Below are 16,554 nucleotides of genomic sequence, written 5' to 3' on the forward strand. Positions count from 1 at the left end.
CCTCCTACATATACCCGTCTTTGCGCAGTTCTTCTAAACCGCCACCATCTTCTTTATCCTGAGCCCTGCCGTCACGCTCAGCGATATTAGAAAATTTACCTGTTTTCAGCTCTTCTACTACCTCATCAACTGTAGAAGCTGTAGAATCAACTGTTTCCGTACAGGGACCACAGCCTAAAGAGCGGTAGCGTTTACCTTCTCCCTGATCAAAATAGAGTGAGACCATCGGTATCTTTTCGCGCTGAATATATTCCCAGACATCTAATTCAGTCCAGTCAAGAAGTGGATGAATCCTCACATGAGTCCCTGGTGCAAAATCAGTCTTATACTGATCCCAAAATTCAGGTGGCTGATCACCTATATCCCAGTCATTGTTCCTGTCCCGGGGAGAGAAATATCTCTCTTTGGAGCGGGAACCTTCCTCATCTGCTCGAGCACCAACTATTACTCCGGTGTAGGGTTCTCGGTTATCATCAAGTTCATACTCGTCCTTATTATGATTATATCTGTAGCGTCTCCAGTTACCGTTTAAGGTGTTTTTCAGTGCATCTGTCTTTAAGCGGCCACAGCATTCTAAATGTGTTGCCTGACCATTTGGAAAGGTATTTCCTGCTTTAAGTGTTTCTTCGTCTTGACCGTAAATCATATCTAGATTCCACTTTTTAGCAAGTTTATCCCGGTGTTCAATCATTTCGGGAATCATGTAGCTGGTGTCAATATGTACTAATGGTATTGGCACATGACCAAAAAATGCCTTCCTGGCCAACCATAACATAACTGTTGAGTCCTTACCTACTGACCATAACATACAGATATTATTAAATTCACTGTAGGCTTCTCGTAGAATATGAATACTTCTGCTTTCTAATTTGTCTAAATGATCCAAATTTGACCCTCCTAACAATTTATAAGCAATCTTTTAAACCATCATTTGCTAAAATATTTCTAATCTCTTTTACTTCTTGTGCTCTTTTCTTATCACAGATTAATATAGCATCCTCTGTATCCACTATAACTACACCATCAAGGCCAATGGTAGTTACTACCTTATTAGGACTGTGAATAATAGAATTAGTGGTATCTATACCATAGTGTTTACCCACTACTACATTACCATTATCATCTACCTTTTTCACTCTCTCCAGTGCCGGCCAGCTCCCTAAATCATCCCAGCCAAAAGACCCAGGAATAACAAATATATTTTCTGCTTTTTCCATGATTCCATAATCTATAGATACGCTTTCCATCTGCTCAAATTCGTTTTCTATAACTTTCTTTTCTGAATCTGTTCCTAAAGCGTTTTTTATCTTTAATAAAGACTCATAAATCTCAGGCAGATGTTTTTCTATATTATATAAGATGCTGTCCAGCTGCCAGATAAACATGCCACTGTTCCAAAGATAATTACCATCCTCTAAAAATTCTTTAGCTGTATCGAGATCAGGCTTTTCAGTAAAGTTTTGAACTTCAAATACCTGATCTTCATCTATTGTATGTAAGTGATTACCATAATGAATATATCCATAACCTGTTTCGGGATGGTTTGGTTTTATACCTAGAGTAACAAGATTTTTACCAGTTGAAGCTGTCATTACTGCTTTAGATAAAATATCAATAAATTTATTTTTATCTTTGATTAAATGATCTGCAGGTAAAACAATCATTGTAGAACCGGGATATTTATTTTCTATAACTACTGAAGAAAGGCCTATACAAGCAGCAGTATTTCTCTTCATTGGTTCTACTATTATATTTTCTGAAGGTATTCCATCAATCTGTTTTTTAATAGCTTCCTGATAAGCTTCATTAGTAGCTATAAAGACCTGTTCTATCGGTACAAGTTCTTTTATTCTTTCTACAGTTTCCTGCAGCATTGTTTTTTGATCATCATTTAATTTTAAAAATTGTTTAGGATTATCTTTTCGGCTTAAAGGCCAGAATCTAGTTCCCTCTCCTCCAGCCATTATTAGTGCTGTTATCATTTAAAATCACTCCAGATGGAAAAGTATAAACTAAAATTTATTTACTGATATAAATTTTTTAAAAATTCTACCTCACGCTCAAGTCCTTCTTCAAACTTAACCTCAGGCTCATATTCAAGCATTTCTTTAGCTTTAGATGTATCAGCAGAAGTATGTTTTACATCACCTTTAACAACCTTCTGGTATTCTCTATTTGCTTTCTTACCTATGATCTCTTCCATTAAATCTATAGCTTCATTTAGAACTACTCTTTTACCATCTCCACCAATATTAAAAATTTCTCCAGAAAAGTCACTTTCTGCTGCTAGAATATTAGCTTTAACAATATCCTGAACATGGGTAAAGTTTCTTGACTGTTTACCATCTCCGAAGATAGTTAGCTTTTTATCCTGCAAGATAGCTTTAATAAAAATATGAAAAGCCATATCCGGTCTCTGTCTTTCTCCAAAGACAGTAAAATATCTTAAGGAGACTGTTGGTACATTGAAGTTTTTATAATATAAATAACATAAGTTTTCTCCAGCAAGTTTAGAAACTCCATAAGGAGAAACTGGCTGTAATCTGTTTGTTTCCTTCATCGGCAACTGATCTGTATCACCATAGACTGATGATGAAGAAGCATAAACAAACTTTTTAATATCACTTTCTTTAGAGGCTTCCAATAGTCTTTGAGTACCCATTATATTGTTGTGGGTATAAATTTCAAAGTCTTCTCCCCAACTTGAACGAACTCCGGCCTGTGCTGCTTGATGAAATATGTAGTCTACATCTTTTAGCAATTCTTTTAAATCAAGATCATTTAAGTTTTCTTCTATTAAAGTAAAGTTCTCATGCTCTATAAAAGAGCTCATATTATTTTCTTTTAATGAGCGGGCATAATAATTTATAAAACAATCTACTCCTATTACCTGATGACCTTTTTTAAGTAATTTTTCTGTTAATGTTGAACCTATAAATCCTGCTGTACCTGTTACTAATGATTTCATAGTTATCCCCCAACTATTCTAAATTCATCTCTTGTATAATTTTTTGATTTACCCTATGTACATTATACTTTTCTTCAGCAATTTTTCTGCTTTTTTTACCCATTCTTACAATTTCATTTTTGTTTTCGATAAAGTACCTCATTTTATCTGCTAGGATTTTATGATTTTTAATTGGTATTAAAAAACCGTTTTGTCCTTCGTTTACTGTCTCACGACATCCAGGGTTATCAGTTGTTATTATAGGCTTCCCCATTGACATAGCTTCTAAAATAGATCTAGGAGTACCTTCTCGATAATACGAAGGTAAAACATAAATACTATTTTTAGCTATAAATGGTTTTACATCTTCTACTCGACCAGGATAATTTATTATATTATCCTGGTCAGCTTTTTTTACATAATCTAAAGAAACTGCATCCGGTCCAGAACCAGGTGAACCTAAAATGTTGAATTCTACATCAGGGTATTCTTTTTTAATAATCCTTGCAGCTTCAATATAATGTTTTATCCCTTTACTTTTAAGTAATCTAGCCATTATTAGAAATGATATTTTCTCTTTCTGCGGATCAGTATTATAAAATTTTTCTGTATCAACTCCTGAACCATTAACTAAAACTGTTTTATCTTTACTAATTAAATTTAAACTTACAAAAAGATCTAAATCATCAGGATTTTGAAAAAACACTTTATCATTATTACTTAATGAAATTTTATATAAAAAAACTGCTACTTTATTTACTATTTTATTTTTTAAACCACCATCATTAAAAGCATAACCAAGACCTGGAATTAAAGAATACATACCTTTTAAATCTATTTGTTTACTAATTAAGGAAGAAAACACCACTGGTTTAATTGTATAAGAAAAAATATAATCTGGATCTATTTCTTTAATCTTATTAGATAAATTAATCAATGATTTTAAATCTTTAAATGGATTGAGACCGCTTCTATTTAGATTATATTCTACAGTCTTCGCTTTCCAACTCTCTAAAATTTCTTTGTGATTATCGTTATATCCTGGAGCTAATGTATAAACTTCATAACCTAAATCAATCCATTTTTTTATTAATTCTCCTCTAAAGTTAATTAGAGAAGTAGATATATTCGATATTATTACTAGTCTATTATTCATAAATAACCCACCTTCAGTAATTGACCTAGCACCTCTAATTTTTGGACAAACTTTAATATGATTTATCAGAAATATATCTTGGCATTACTTTACCAATGAAAAGTTATCATCATGAGTAAATCTTTACTGATAATATCTAATAATTCTATAAAAAAATAAAATCTTCTCTATTGTAATCCATTTAATTGAATAATTTACAATGAGTTGTATAAATATCCAGACAGTATTCAGAAATCAGTTTATACAACAAACTGGATTAAAAGAGCCAATAAAGAAGCAGAAGAAAAAAATACTCTATCTTAAGATTTTAAACTACAATTCTAAGTGGTAAGAACGAAGATTAAAAGGATTTTCAGCTGCAAGAGATACACTAATTCAACTACTTGAAGAAAGATATTAATTTATTTACACAAAATACTTGACGTTATCTTTAATTGGAAGACCAATAATTATTATTTCTTTTCATTAAAAAAATATTTATATTTTAAAGCAAAAGGCCAGGAAAAAAAAGTAAAAACTAAGCGATTATATAAATTTAATTTTTCTTTCCATTCATCGTCATTTCTAAGAATAATTTTTTTCTTATTTCGCAAACGATTACCGGCAAGTTGATGACCTAATGGAATTTCTTTTTGTTTCTTAAGCATATTTATTTGCTCTGATAAATCAACATCTAAATATTTAGAAATTCTACTTAATGATTTATCAGGATTTTCAACAAAATCTTCATATTTTACTCTGATATAATTATTGCTATATTTGTATTGAAAAATTTGAGGAGATAAATTAGCAAGTGACCAACTGATAGCAGTTCTTAAAGATGGAAACTTTAATTTAGGATCTAAACCTTTTTCTATTTTTCTATTAGAACCTTTAATATTAGACCACATGCAACCTCTGCCATCTCTAACTAAGTGAATTACTTTCACATTTAAATTTTTTGATAATATAAAGGGTCTAAAAAAAGAATCTCTAGCCGTTTTAGAAGAGTCTATAACATATTTTGTTTCAGTCGGAGTGTATTCAATAAAGCTTTTATAAAGATCATTTAATATTTCAGTATATTCATTTTTGTTATTAAAAATTATAGTATGTAAATATTCATTTTTTCTTCTAAGTCTTTCAAGTTCCTGTAAATAATTAATATCATTTAAATTAGTTTCTTTAATTACTTTACTCCAATAATCACATTTTAATATTTTCTCTCCACAAGAACAATATGAATCATTATCCATTAAAGAATTAAATAAAAATTTTACCTCTCCAAGTCCGAATAATTTTTTGTTACTGCCTAAAATTCTTTCTAATAAAGTAGATCCACTTCTTCCATATCCAGCTATATAAACAATGGTTTTCAATTATTTAACACCCACTAACTCAATAATTCTTGATAAACTTTTTTATATTCATCAACACATTTCTCTAAAGAATAATTAGCAATAGCATATTCTTTAGCTTTTCTAGCTAAGTCTTTTCTTTTTTTAGAACTTTGATATAAATGAAATATTTTATCTGCTAAGTCTTCAGCATTTCCCGGGTCAAAAAAGACTCCGTTATTTTTTCCTAAAACTTCGGGTAAAGGTTCAATATTTGAGGCAATAATAGCATTTTCAGCAACCATTGCTTCTACCATAGCGTTACAAAAACCTTCATATTTTGAAGTAATTGCAAAAAGATCTAATTCATTTATTACTTTATAAACACTTTCTCTGGCTAATAACCCTGTAAAAATAACTTTGTCATTAATATCTAACTTATTAGATAACTTGATTAAATCTTTCAGTTGAGAACCTGAACCTACAATAATTAATTTAGAGTCGGGATACTTTTTTATAAAAATACTAAAGGCTTTAATTAAGGTTCTATGATCTTTTACTTCTTCCAATCTTCCTACTGTTCCAATAACAAAATCTTTTTCTTTCTCTATTTTATAAACTTTTCTAATAAAATTATTATTTTCTCCTTCTAAAATTTTATCTATATCAACTCCATTATAAATTATTTTTCTTTTTAAGTTTTTAGATAAAAATTTATCCCACTTAGTAAAAGCTTTTTTTGTATTGTTAGAATTAAAAACAATCTGATCTGCAAAATTTAATGTTGATAATCTTAAAAACTTCTGATACCAAGAAATAAATCTTATATCGGTATGTATCGTTGTAACGACTTTAATATCACCAAGTATTTTAGAAATTATTCGAGCTAAAAACCCTGATAAAGTATGATGCGTATGAATAATATTAGGTTTGATAGATTTTAATATTTTAAATAATGAAATTACTTTTTTATAATCAAGCTTAGTTTTCATATTTATAGGTATAACCTCTAGATTTATGTTAATGATTTTTTTTATATTTTTAATATCTTGATTGCTATCATAGAGAGAAATAATAATCACATCGTCTGATTTGCTTAATGAATTTGCTAATTCAAATGGAATGCTTGTAATAGTTATTTTGTTTATTATATGTATTATTTTAGCCAAATCAATTCACAGCCTTTTTTATAAATAATATTTAGTTAATTACTAAAGTTAAATATATTTACTTTCTATACAAAACTTGGTTCAAAACAACTGAATCATTTTCAACATCCTTATATACTACTGCATTTGGCCCAACCACAACATTATCTCCCATTTTTGATGAAATAATTTTAGCTCCTGCAGAAATATAACAATTATTTCCAATGTATATCTCTTGGTTTTTCCCTTTTAAATTTTCATTAATCCCTATTGTTACCTGATGAAATATCGTAACATTATTACCAATAATAGATTTAGAAGAAATAACAACTCCTTGGCCCATATGTGGCATTCTGATGTTTGAACCAATTTTAGCTTTGTAAGAAATTTGAGAATTAATATTTAGTATAACTTTTAGTAATTTATAAAAATAATTTAAAATTAATAACATGATTTTTTTATCTTTTAAAAATGTATAGTTTCTCAATCTATAAAAAAATAGAATTATTCCTGATTTAAAACTATTTATTTTAAAGTCTTTTTTTATTTTATCTAATAATGTATTCATGTTAAACCTTTCTCAAAAATTTAATTTGACTCAATCTTATAAATAATCTCTTCATTGTAAACCGAAAAGATAATAAGTAATAACCATAAAAAAGAATGTTGAAATGTAGATATCACAAGAAAATGCATTGTTCCACCAATAAACCCCGTTAAAAAAAATATCTTTCCTTTAATATTAGATTTAAATATTCTAATAAATGATAGTAATAAAAATATGAAAATTGGAAATGAAGAAATAATCCCACCCTCAAGAGTTAAAAACATATACCAATTGGTAGTACTACCTCTTCCTTGAACAGAAGTATTACCTAAACCTGTACCAAATAATAAATTGTCTTTTATATTATTGAGTCCATAAACCCATCTTGACAATCTATCCTGACCTGAACTAATATTTCTAAATGTAACTTTATCGTATATACCTCTGAAATAATAACTAATTACATCTATATTAAAATAAAACAAAATAAATATAATGATGATTAATATCCAAATATACATTAGTCTATTTTTTGAAATTGTTATATTCTTCTTATTTAAAAATAAAATTATAAAAGTAGAAATAAAAAAACTTAGTGGTAAAAAAACAAGTCCCGCGGCCGAAAAGGTACTTAACCAACCACTTAACATAATTAAACTTAATAAGACCTTATTAATTTTTTTGATTCGACTAAATGACCATAAATACCAAACAGCAATAGGTGCTAATGTAGTAAAATAAAAAGCAACAACCCCTGGTTCAGGAGAAAACGCATAGGATCTAGAAATCCCCATATAGACAGCTTTTGCCTCTTTATGACGAGGTAGTAAAGTTTGTATATTTATTTTGAAAAATAATTCTAAAAAAAACTCAATAACACTAAATATACTGACAAATAAAACTCCAAGAAAATTAAACCTCAATAATGATTTGAAACTAATAGTTTGAAAAAAAATGATTTTTAAACTTAAATAACCTATTAAAAAAACATATAAATAAGCCATAATATAATTTATAGACTTAATATTACTATTAAATAAAGATGAAGTTAACATCCCAAATATAGCAATTAATAAAAATAAATCGTCTACATTAATTACATTAAAATTTATTTTTCCATTTCTTAAAAGTGTTTTTATAAAAAATATAAAAAATATAGCACTTCCAATTAAAACATGTAATGGAAACCAATCTCCTAAAGAAAAAGTATCTACCCAACTTATAGTAAAGACATATAAAAATATTAATATGTGGGTTAAAAATTTCTTTTTAATAATCAAAATAATCCCTCAAATAATTAAATAATTTATCAATCTATTAAGTGTTTATATAAAAAAGTTAAAAAACTTCTGAATAGTCTATAGAATAAAGAAATATAGATAATTATAATATTATAATTGTTTTCTTTTAAAATTTTATACCCCTGAACAACAGCAGGAAAAAAACTAGTAGACGTTACTCCCACCGTTCTAAAATTAGAAATTAATTTATTAATATAGACAGTTTCAATATCTGAATTATAAACTTTCAACATAAAGTCATAATCAGAAGCAGTTTTAAACTCTAATTCAAATAAACCAATTTTTTCATAAACCCACTTTTTAACAAAGCATGTTGGATGATTATAGGGAACTTTTTCAGAAAAATCAAACTTACTTTTCCTCTTTTTATGAATTTTATAAAGAACATCTTTATCATTATATTTTGCCATATTACCATGTACTAAACCAACATTTCTATTTTTGGTAAAAATCTTGACAACAGCTTCAACAGCATCTATCTCATACCAATCATCACTATTAACAATACCTATAATCTCTCCATTTGCCATACTAATGCCTTTATTCATAGCATCATAAATACCATCATCTGGCTTAGATATCCATTTTAATCTACCATTAAATTTTGCCTCATACTCTTTTATAATATCCAAAGTGTTATCTGTTGAATCACCATCAACTATAATATATTCAATATTATCATAAGTCTGATTTAATACTGATTCTATGGTATCTCTAATATGTTTTTCACTATTATAACAAACAGTAATTATTGAAACTAATGGTTTCGGATTATTTTCACTCAATATTATAACCTCACAAACTAATAATTTTCTTTAAACCACTGATAAGTATCTTTAATTCCTTCTTCCAATGATATCTGAGCTTCCCAGCCTAAATCATTAAGTCTAGTAACATCTAATAATTTTCTTGGGGTACCATCAGGTTTAGATAAGTCATTAACTATCTCACCTTCAAAACCAACTATATTTTTAATTAGTTGAGCAAGTTCCAAAATGGAAATATCCTTCCCTACTCCAACATTAACAAACTGATTTCTATCATAATTATTCATTAAAAATAATAAAGAATCTGCCAGATCATCAACGTGTAAAAATTCTCTCTTAGGTTTACCTGTACCCCAGATAACAACTTCATCTTCATCATTAACCTTTGCCTCATGAAACTTTCTAATTAGAGCTGGTAAGACATGAGAAGTTTCTAAATCAAAATTATCATTAGGTCCATAAAGATTGGTAGGCATTGCAGAAATGAAATTAGTTCCATACTGTTTATTGTAATGTTCACAAAGTTTAATACCTGTTATTTTAGCTACTGCATAGCTTTCATTTGTAGATTCAAGTTTTCCAGAAAGAAGATATTCTTCTTTCATTGGCTGATCAGCATATTTAGGATAGATACAGGAACTACCTAAAAACAATAACTTCTTAACATCATTTTGATAGGCTGCTTCTATTACATTGCTTTCTATCATTAAGTTATCATATAAAAATTCTGCTGAGTAATTATCGTTAGCCTGGATACCACCAACTTTAGCAGCTGCTAAAATTACATACTCAGGTCTTTCTTCTTTGAAAAATTCTTCTACTTTTTCCTGCCTTCTTAAATCAAGTTCAGAAGAAGTTCTATAGACTAAATTATTATATCCTTCTTTTTTTAGATTTCTCATTATAGCTGAGCCAACTAAACCTCTATGACCGGCTACATATATCTTTGCATCTTTTTCCATCTATAACACACCTTTCACTTTGATATTAAATATCTCCGTGTTTTTCTATTGCTTCTAAGTCAGATTGAACCATTAACTGTACTAATTCTTTAAATTTAACTTCTGGTTCCCAGCCCAGTTCTTCTTTAGCTTTGCTAGGATCTCCTATTAATAAATCAACTTCTGTTGGCCTAAAGTATTTAGGATCAACTTCTACTAATACTTTACCAGTATCTTTATCTATACCCTTTTCATCTACACCTTCACCCTGCCATTCTATCTCAACATCAACATGGCTAAAGGCAGCTTCTACAAATTCTCTTACTGTATGAGTTTCTCCTGTTGCTATCACAAAATCTTCTGGAGTATCATGCTGTAACATCATCCACATCATCTTAACATAGTCTTCGGCATACCCCCAGTCTCTTTTAGCATTCATATTACCTAAATATATTTTATCCTGTTTACCTTTTGTTATTCTGGCAACAGCTCTTGTTATCTTTCTGGTTACAAATCTTTTACCTCTTCTTGGTGATTCATGATTAAATAAAATACCATTCACAGCAAAAAGATCATAAGCCTCACGATAGTTTTTAACTATCCAATAAGCATAAAGCTTAGCTGCAGCATAGGGACTTCTTGGATAAAAAGGTGTTTTCTCTGTCTGAGGAACTTCTTGAACTTCTCCATACAATTCACTGGTAGAAGCCTGATAGAATTTACAATCCACTTCAGATTCTTTAATTGCATCAAGTAATCTTAAAGTCCCCATTGCATCTACATCTGTTGTATATTCTGGTATTTCAAAAGAAGTACCTACATGACTCTGAGCTGCAAGGTTATATATTTCATCTGGATTTATTTTTTCTACTAAACGACTTAAATTGCTGGAATCAGTCATATCACCATAATGAAGTTTTAATCTTATATTTTCTTCATGTGGATCCTGATAGATATGATCAATTCTTTGGGTGTTAAATGTAGAAGATCTTCTTATTATTCCGTGAACTTCGTATCCTTTTTCTAATAATAATTCAGCTAAGTATGAACCATCCTGCCCTGTTATTCCTGTAATTAATGCTTTTTTCATTATTTAATTATCCCCCAAATTATAATAACTTATTTAGCTCTTTTTCAACCAGTATTTCTTACAACTCTTTTACATGCTGGTCATTATCTTTATTACAGACTAAAACTGCCTACATCATCCCATTTAAAACTGCCGGGTACAACATAGATATTATCTACTTTTTCTAGTATTCCATATTATATTGAAATACTATCTAATTTTTTGAATTCAATTTTAATTACTTTATCTGTTTCTGAACTTTCTAATACTTTTTTTATTTTTCTAAAGCCTGATCAAGTTCCGACATATATTTTCCGAACATTTCTCTAATTGTTTTTACTTTCCAGATAAATATACCGCTGTTCCAAAGATAATTATCTGATTTTAAAAAATGAACTACTCTTTTATAGCCCGGTTTTTCAGTGAAATTATTTGCTTTGACCTATTTTTTGATTTTTGCTAACCGTAGTTTATGTAGCCATAACATGTTTCTGGTTTTGAATTTTCAATCCCAATTATAACTAGATTAGATTCAGTTTCTGTAATTTCTTCCGCTTTTTTTAGATTTTCTATAAACTCCTGATTATTAATTATTACATGATAAGCAGGAAGAATGGTCATTACAGTCTCCGGTTATTTTTTCAATATATAAGAAATCCAGATCAATACAGGCAGATGTATTTTTGTGCATTGGTTCTATACTTATATTTGCTGAAGGTATTTCTAGCAGATATTTTTTAACATCTATTGCATAATCTTTACCAGTAGCAACAAATATCTGATCATAATCAGCAATCTTATTAATTATATCTAGAGTTAGCTGAATCATATTTATACTAACATCATAAGTTTAAAATTGTTTTAATTTCACTTTTAAAATTAATAACCAGAATCTACTTCCTATAACGCTTGCTATGATTAGTGGTGTAATTATTTAAACACCTATTTTTTAAAAAGTCATTGAATTAAAATTTTATATTACAAATTTTTTTAAAATAATTTAACCATTTTGAGTAATTAATATTAATACCTGAAATATCTTCTATATGTTTAAAAGTTGGAGTTAGTTTATTATATAAATAATTGAAAACATCCATATTTCTATTTGAATAAATAAAAATATCCTTTCTAATAAGCAAATATTGTTTTATGAAATCTGGCTCATTCCAAGTATCGAATTCATGATTTTCATCGTTTAAAGTTCTAATTATTAAAGGGCTTTTAACTTTCACTATTGGAAAATTTTTCAGTATTCTTGGCCATAATTCTTCATCAGCAGAATAAGAGTAAGAATTAGAAAATAAATAATTATCTTTTAATAATTTAAGATTAAAAGCTACACTGCTACAGGGTAATGTAAAGTCATTTTGAATGAATTTTGAAATTTCACCTTTATCATAATAATTAATGCTATCTTTGAAATAAAATAAACTTTTAATAAAGTTTTTAATAGGATATCCTTTAATTTTTTGTTCTGATGATATTAAAGCAATTTCTGGATATTCATTGTCTATTTTCCTATATTTATCTAATATACCTGGTAACAAAATATCATCATCATGATTGATTATTAAATAATCAGAACTACAGTTTTGAATGCATTGATTCCAATTATTAACCATCCCCTTTACCGAATCATTTAAAAAAATATTTATATTTAGTGAAGTATTATGAATTTTGCTTAGAATAAGTTCAACATCCTCAGTTGGTTCTATATAACAATTTATTTCTTGGATTAAATTTTGATCAAGTTTTTCTAAGGCTTTTAAAGTTTGAGGGAATACTTTTTTATATTTATAAATTGGTATAGAAATAGTAAACAAAAAATCACATCCTAATTACTTTTCATTAAAAACAATCTATTTATAAAATGTCTAATAGTGCTTTTATAAGAAACTAGTAAACTAAAACCACTTATTTTTAATATTTTTTTTGATAAACGAGAATTTTTAGGTCTTTCAGCCTTGGTCTTAAACTCATCACTACTAACTGGTTTAACCTTAACTTCAATATTTGCAGCCTTAAATATCTCTTTTGCAAACTTATACCAGTTGCAAAATCCTTCATTGGTTGCATGATAAATTCCATACTTATCAGTTTTTATCATATCAATTATTAATTCTGCTAAATCACCAGTATAAGTAGGTGATCCATATTGATCAGCAACAACTGATATTTCATCTCTTTCCTCACCTAATTTAAGCATAGTCTTTACAAAATTTTCACCATGCTCACCAAAAACCCAGGAAGTTCTAACAATAAAATATTTATCTAATAATTTCTGTATCTTCTGCTCACCCTGATATTTAGTTTCACCATAATAATTAATGGGGTTAGGAGGAGCTGTCACTTCAAAAGGTTTTTCACCTTGGCCATCAAAAACATAATCAGTACTAATATAAAGCATTTTAGCATCTAATTCTTTAGCAGCTTCAGTTACATACCTTGTTCCTTCTACATTAACTTGATAACAGAGATTTCTTTCCACTTCAGCCTGATCAACATCAGTATAAGCAGCACAGTGGATAATTACATCAGGTGCATAATCTAAAATGAAGTCTTTAGTTTCTTGTTCATTAGTTAAATCAAAATCTTCTTTGTCTACACCTAAATATTCAATGTTTTCTTCATTTAATTTCTCAACCACATCATAACCTAACTGACCATCAGCACCAGTTACTAAGACTTTCATCTTTTATCACCCTGCTTATCTCCATACATCTTTTGATAATAATCCTGATATTCGCCACTAAGAATATTCTGCCACCATTCTTCATTATCAAGATACCACTTAATTGTTTTTTTTATGCCTTGATCAAATAAAATTGTCGGTTCCCAATCTAATTCTTCTGATATTTTAGTAGGATCAATGGCATATCTTAGATCATGCCCGGCCCTATCTTCAACAAAAGTAATTAAAGATTCTGGTTTATCAAGTTCATTTAAAATAGTTTTTACAACTTCTAAATTACTTCTTTCATTATGACCACCTATATTATAGACTTCTCCTTGTTGACCTTTATGTAAAATAAGATCTATAGCCTCACAATGATCTTTCACATATAACCAGTCTCTAACATTTTCTCCCTTTCCATAAACAGGTAGTTCTTCTTCTGCTAAAGCTTTTGAAATCATTAATGGTATTAATTTTTCTGGAAACTGATAAGGACCATAATTATTAGAGCAACGCGAAATAGTCACTGGCAAATTAAAAGTTCTATGATAGGCTTCAACTAATAAATCAGCAGAAGCTTTAGAAGCAGAATAAGGTGAAGAAGTAGTTATTGAAGTTTCTTCTGTAAACATTAAATCCGGTTTATCTAATGGTAAATCACCATATACCTCATCAGTAGATACCTGATGAAATCTTTTTATACCATATTCTCTACAGGCAGCCATTAAAACCTGAGTTCCCAGGATATTAGTCTCTAAAAATACTCCTGGATCTTTAATTGAACGATCAACATGAGATTCAGCAGCAAAGTTAACAACCATATCAAAATTTTCTTTTTTAAATAAATCAAAAATAAAGTCTCTGTCTCTAATATCACCTTTGATAAATTTGAAATTATCATTATCCATTACATGTTCTAATGTTTCTAAGTTACCTGCATAAGTTAAAGCATCAAGACAAACAATATCATAATCAGGATGCTGATCAAGCATATAAAATATAAAATTACTGCCAATAAATCCGGCTCCTCCAGTCACTAAAATCTTCATTTATTTAAAACCTCACTTATCTTAATATTTAAAGTTGCAGTCACTATTTTTTAATAAAGGTGCATTTTTATCTTTATCTGATAAAACAGGTTTATCAATATCCCAGTCAACACTAATTTCTGGGTCATCAAATCTAATACTTCTATCATATTCAGGAGCATAATATTCATCAACTTTATACTGAACCTCTGCATTCTCACTTAAGGTTAAAAATCCATGAGCAAATCCTTTAGGTATTAAAAATTGTTTTTTATTCTCAGCGCTTAATTCTACTCCAACCCACTTTTTATATGTAGGTGAACCTTCCCTTAAGTCAACTGTAACATCATAAATCTTTCCCTGAGTACAGCGAACTAATTTAATCTGTGCTTTGGGTTCTAGCTGAAAATGCAAACCTCTCAAAACTCCCTTTTCTTTTGATAGAGAATGATTATCCTGAATAAATTCTATATCTATACCTAATTCTTTAAATTTCTGAGCTGAATAACTTTCCATAAACCAGCCTCTATTATCTTCAAAAACCTGTGGTTCAATTATATATAAATCATCAATCTCAGTTTTGATTAGTTCCATACTACACCTCAAATTAATATCTTATTTTACCATCTGCTACCTTTTTTAAAAACTGTCCGTAAGGAGAATTACCATATTTTTCAGCTGAATCCAATAAAGTTTCTTTATCTATCCAATCATTACGATAGGCAATTTCCTCTAAAGCAGAAATTTTAATTCCCTGACGATGTTCTATTGTTCTAACAAATTCTGCTGCTTCTAAAAGAGTATCCATTTTGCCGGTGTCTAACCAGGCAAATCCTCTTCCCAAGAGCTGAACATCAAGGTCTCCTTCTTCTAGATATATTTTATTTAGATCAGTTATCTCAAGTTCTCCCCGATAACTTGGTTCTAAATTTTTAGCATAATCAACTACTCGATTATCATAAAAATATAATCCTGTTACAGCATAATTAGACTTAGGGTCATCAGGTTTTTCTTCAATAGAAGTAACCTGACCTTCTTTATCAAAATCAACTATTCCAAAGCGTTCGGGATCATCTACATAATAACCAAAAACTGTGGCTCTATCTTTATTATTAACAGCTTCTTTAAGTAAAGAAGTTAAATGATTACCATAGAAAATATTATCTCCTAATATCATGGCTACATTATCATCACCTATAAATTCTTCTCCAATTATAAATGCCTGAGCAAGTCCATCTGGTGAAGGCTGCACTTCATAATTTAATTCTATTCCAAATTGACTTCCGTCTCCTAAAAGTTCTTCAAATCGAGGAAGATCTTCTGGAGTTGAGATAATAAGTATCTCTTGAATACCAGCCAACATTAATATTGATAGTGGATAATAGATCATTGGTTTATCATAAACTGGTAAAAGTTGTTTGCTTGTGACTAATGTTAAAGGGTATAATCTTGTTCCAGAGCCACCAGCAAGTATTATTCCTTTTGTTTTTTTATTCGACATTTGAACACCTCACAATTTAAATATTATTTATCACCATTTATTTTTTTAAAAATATAACCTGGGATGCATTGTTTCTGAAAAGTCAAGTAAATTTTAAAAATACTTTTGTAGTCCGAGGTGTTTTATGCAGCAGTTGATTTTCTCTTTCGATTGAGTCGT

17 protein-coding genes and 1 pseudogene are annotated in these 16,554 nt (G+C 28.9%); 1 reads left to right on the plus strand and 17 read right to left on the minus strand.

Features of this window, described 5'->3' with window-relative positions; translation table 11 throughout:
• Positions 1–4: 4 nt before the first annotated feature.
• From cysD to BW929_RS13160, 4 genes are read right to left on the minus strand one after another with little or no spacing between them, the layout of a single operon-like run.
• Positions 5–886 (minus strand): sulfate adenylyltransferase subunit CysD, encoded by an 882-nt coding sequence (cysD, locus tag BW929_RS13145; protein ID WP_076545950.1) that lies wholly within the window; start codon positions 884–886, stop codon positions 5–7.
• Positions 887–905: 19 nt separating this feature from the next.
• On the minus strand, positions 906–1,982 hold the full coding sequence (locus BW929_RS13150) for a mannose-1-phosphate guanylyltransferase (protein ID WP_076545951.1): 1,077 nt from the start codon (positions 1,980–1,982) through the stop codon (positions 906–908).
• A 41-nt stretch (positions 1,983–2,023) separates the two neighbouring features.
• Positions 2,024–2,968, minus strand: a complete 945-nt coding sequence (locus tag BW929_RS13155) for an NAD-dependent epimerase/dehydratase family protein (protein ID WP_076545952.1) — start codon at positions 2,966–2,968, stop codon at positions 2,024–2,026.
• 13 nt (positions 2,969–2,981) lie between these two features.
• Positions 2,982–4,103: a glycosyltransferase family 4 protein gene (locus BW929_RS13160; protein ID WP_076545953.1), complete on the minus strand. Its 1,122-nt coding sequence runs from the start codon at positions 4,101–4,103 to the stop codon at positions 2,982–2,984.
• A gap of 207 nt (positions 4,104–4,310) precedes the next feature.
• On the opposite strand from BW929_RS13160, the pseudogene BW929_RS15685 reads away from it, so the two are divergent.
• A pseudogene (locus BW929_RS15685) lies at positions 4,311–4,503 on the plus strand (IS256 family transposase); the annotation flags it as partial.
• 52 nt (positions 4,504–4,555) lie between these two features.
• On the opposite strand, the gene BW929_RS13165 reads toward BW929_RS15685, so the two are convergent.
• From BW929_RS13165 to rfbA, 13 genes are all read right to left on the minus strand, one after another.
• Entirely contained in the window at positions 4,556–5,461 is a 906-nt protein-coding gene (locus BW929_RS13165) for a sulfotransferase family protein (protein WP_076545954.1), read from the minus strand.
• A gap of 14 nt (positions 5,462–5,475) precedes the next feature.
• Positions 5,476–6,588, minus strand: a complete 1,113-nt coding sequence (locus BW929_RS13170; RefSeq protein WP_076545955.1) for a glycosyltransferase family 4 protein — start codon at positions 6,586–6,588, stop codon at positions 5,476–5,478.
• Between the two features lie 58 nt (positions 6,589–6,646).
• A complete protein-coding gene (locus BW929_RS13175; protein ID WP_200805252.1) occupies positions 6,647–7,135 on the minus strand; it encodes an LbetaH domain-containing protein in 489 nt (162 codons plus the stop codon).
• 20 nt (positions 7,136–7,155) lie between these two features.
• Positions 7,156–8,394: an O-antigen ligase family protein gene (locus BW929_RS13180; RefSeq protein WP_076545956.1), complete on the minus strand. Its 1,239-nt coding sequence runs from the start codon at positions 8,392–8,394 to the stop codon at positions 7,156–7,158.
• Between the two features lie 29 nt (positions 8,395–8,423).
• On the minus strand, positions 8,424–9,200 hold the full coding sequence (locus BW929_RS13185; protein ID WP_076545957.1) for a glycosyltransferase family 2 protein: 777 nt from the start codon (positions 9,198–9,200) through the stop codon (positions 8,424–8,426).
• A gap of 17 nt (positions 9,201–9,217) precedes the next feature.
• A complete protein-coding gene (fcl, locus tag BW929_RS13190) occupies positions 9,218–10,144 on the minus strand; it encodes a GDP-L-fucose synthase (RefSeq protein ID WP_076545958.1) in 927 nt (308 codons plus the stop codon).
• Between the two features lie 25 nt (positions 10,145–10,169).
• Positions 10,170–11,213 carry a GDP-mannose 4,6-dehydratase gene (gene gmd / locus BW929_RS13195; protein ID WP_076545959.1) on the minus strand — a complete coding sequence of 348 codons (1,044 nt, stop codon included), beginning with the start codon at positions 11,211–11,213 and terminating at the stop codon, positions 10,170–10,172.
• Between the two features lie 565 nt (positions 11,214–11,778).
• Positions 11,779–12,021, minus strand: coding sequence for a glycosyltransferase family protein (locus BW929_RS13200; RefSeq protein ID WP_076545960.1), 243 nt, complete (start codon positions 12,019–12,021; stop codon positions 11,779–11,781).
• A gap of 136 nt (positions 12,022–12,157) precedes the next feature.
• Positions 12,158–13,015 carry a glycosyltransferase family A protein gene (locus BW929_RS13205; protein ID WP_076545961.1) on the minus strand — a complete coding sequence of 286 codons (858 nt, stop codon included), beginning with the start codon at positions 13,013–13,015 and terminating at the stop codon, positions 12,158–12,160.
• A gap of 11 nt (positions 13,016–13,026) precedes the next feature.
• Positions 13,027–13,884 carry a dTDP-4-dehydrorhamnose reductase gene (gene rfbD / locus BW929_RS13210; protein WP_076545962.1) on the minus strand — a complete coding sequence of 286 codons (858 nt, stop codon included), beginning with the start codon at positions 13,882–13,884 and terminating at the stop codon, positions 13,027–13,029.
• Positions 13,881–14,915: a dTDP-glucose 4,6-dehydratase gene (gene rfbB, locus BW929_RS13215; RefSeq protein ID WP_076545963.1), complete on the minus strand. Its 1,035-nt coding sequence runs from the start codon at positions 14,913–14,915 to the stop codon at positions 13,881–13,883. The genes rfbD and rfbB overlap by 4 nt, the downstream gene beginning before the upstream one ends.
• A 21-nt stretch (positions 14,916–14,936) precedes the next feature.
• Positions 14,937–15,488 (minus strand): dTDP-4-dehydrorhamnose 3,5-epimerase, encoded by a 552-nt coding sequence (gene rfbC, locus BW929_RS13220; RefSeq protein ID WP_076545964.1) that lies wholly within the window; start codon positions 15,486–15,488, stop codon positions 14,937–14,939.
• 13 nt (positions 15,489–15,501) lie between these two features.
• Positions 15,502–16,395 (minus strand): glucose-1-phosphate thymidylyltransferase RfbA, encoded by an 894-nt coding sequence (gene rfbA, locus BW929_RS13225; RefSeq protein ID WP_076545965.1) that lies wholly within the window; start codon positions 16,393–16,395, stop codon positions 15,502–15,504.
• Between the last annotated feature and the right edge of the window lie 159 nt (positions 16,396–16,554).

The sequence above is a fragment of the Halanaerobium kushneri genome (assembly GCF_900156285.1).
In the GTDB taxonomy this organism is placed as follows: Bacteria; Bacillota; Halanaerobiia; order Halanaerobiales; family Halanaerobiaceae; genus Halanaerobium; species Halanaerobium kushneri.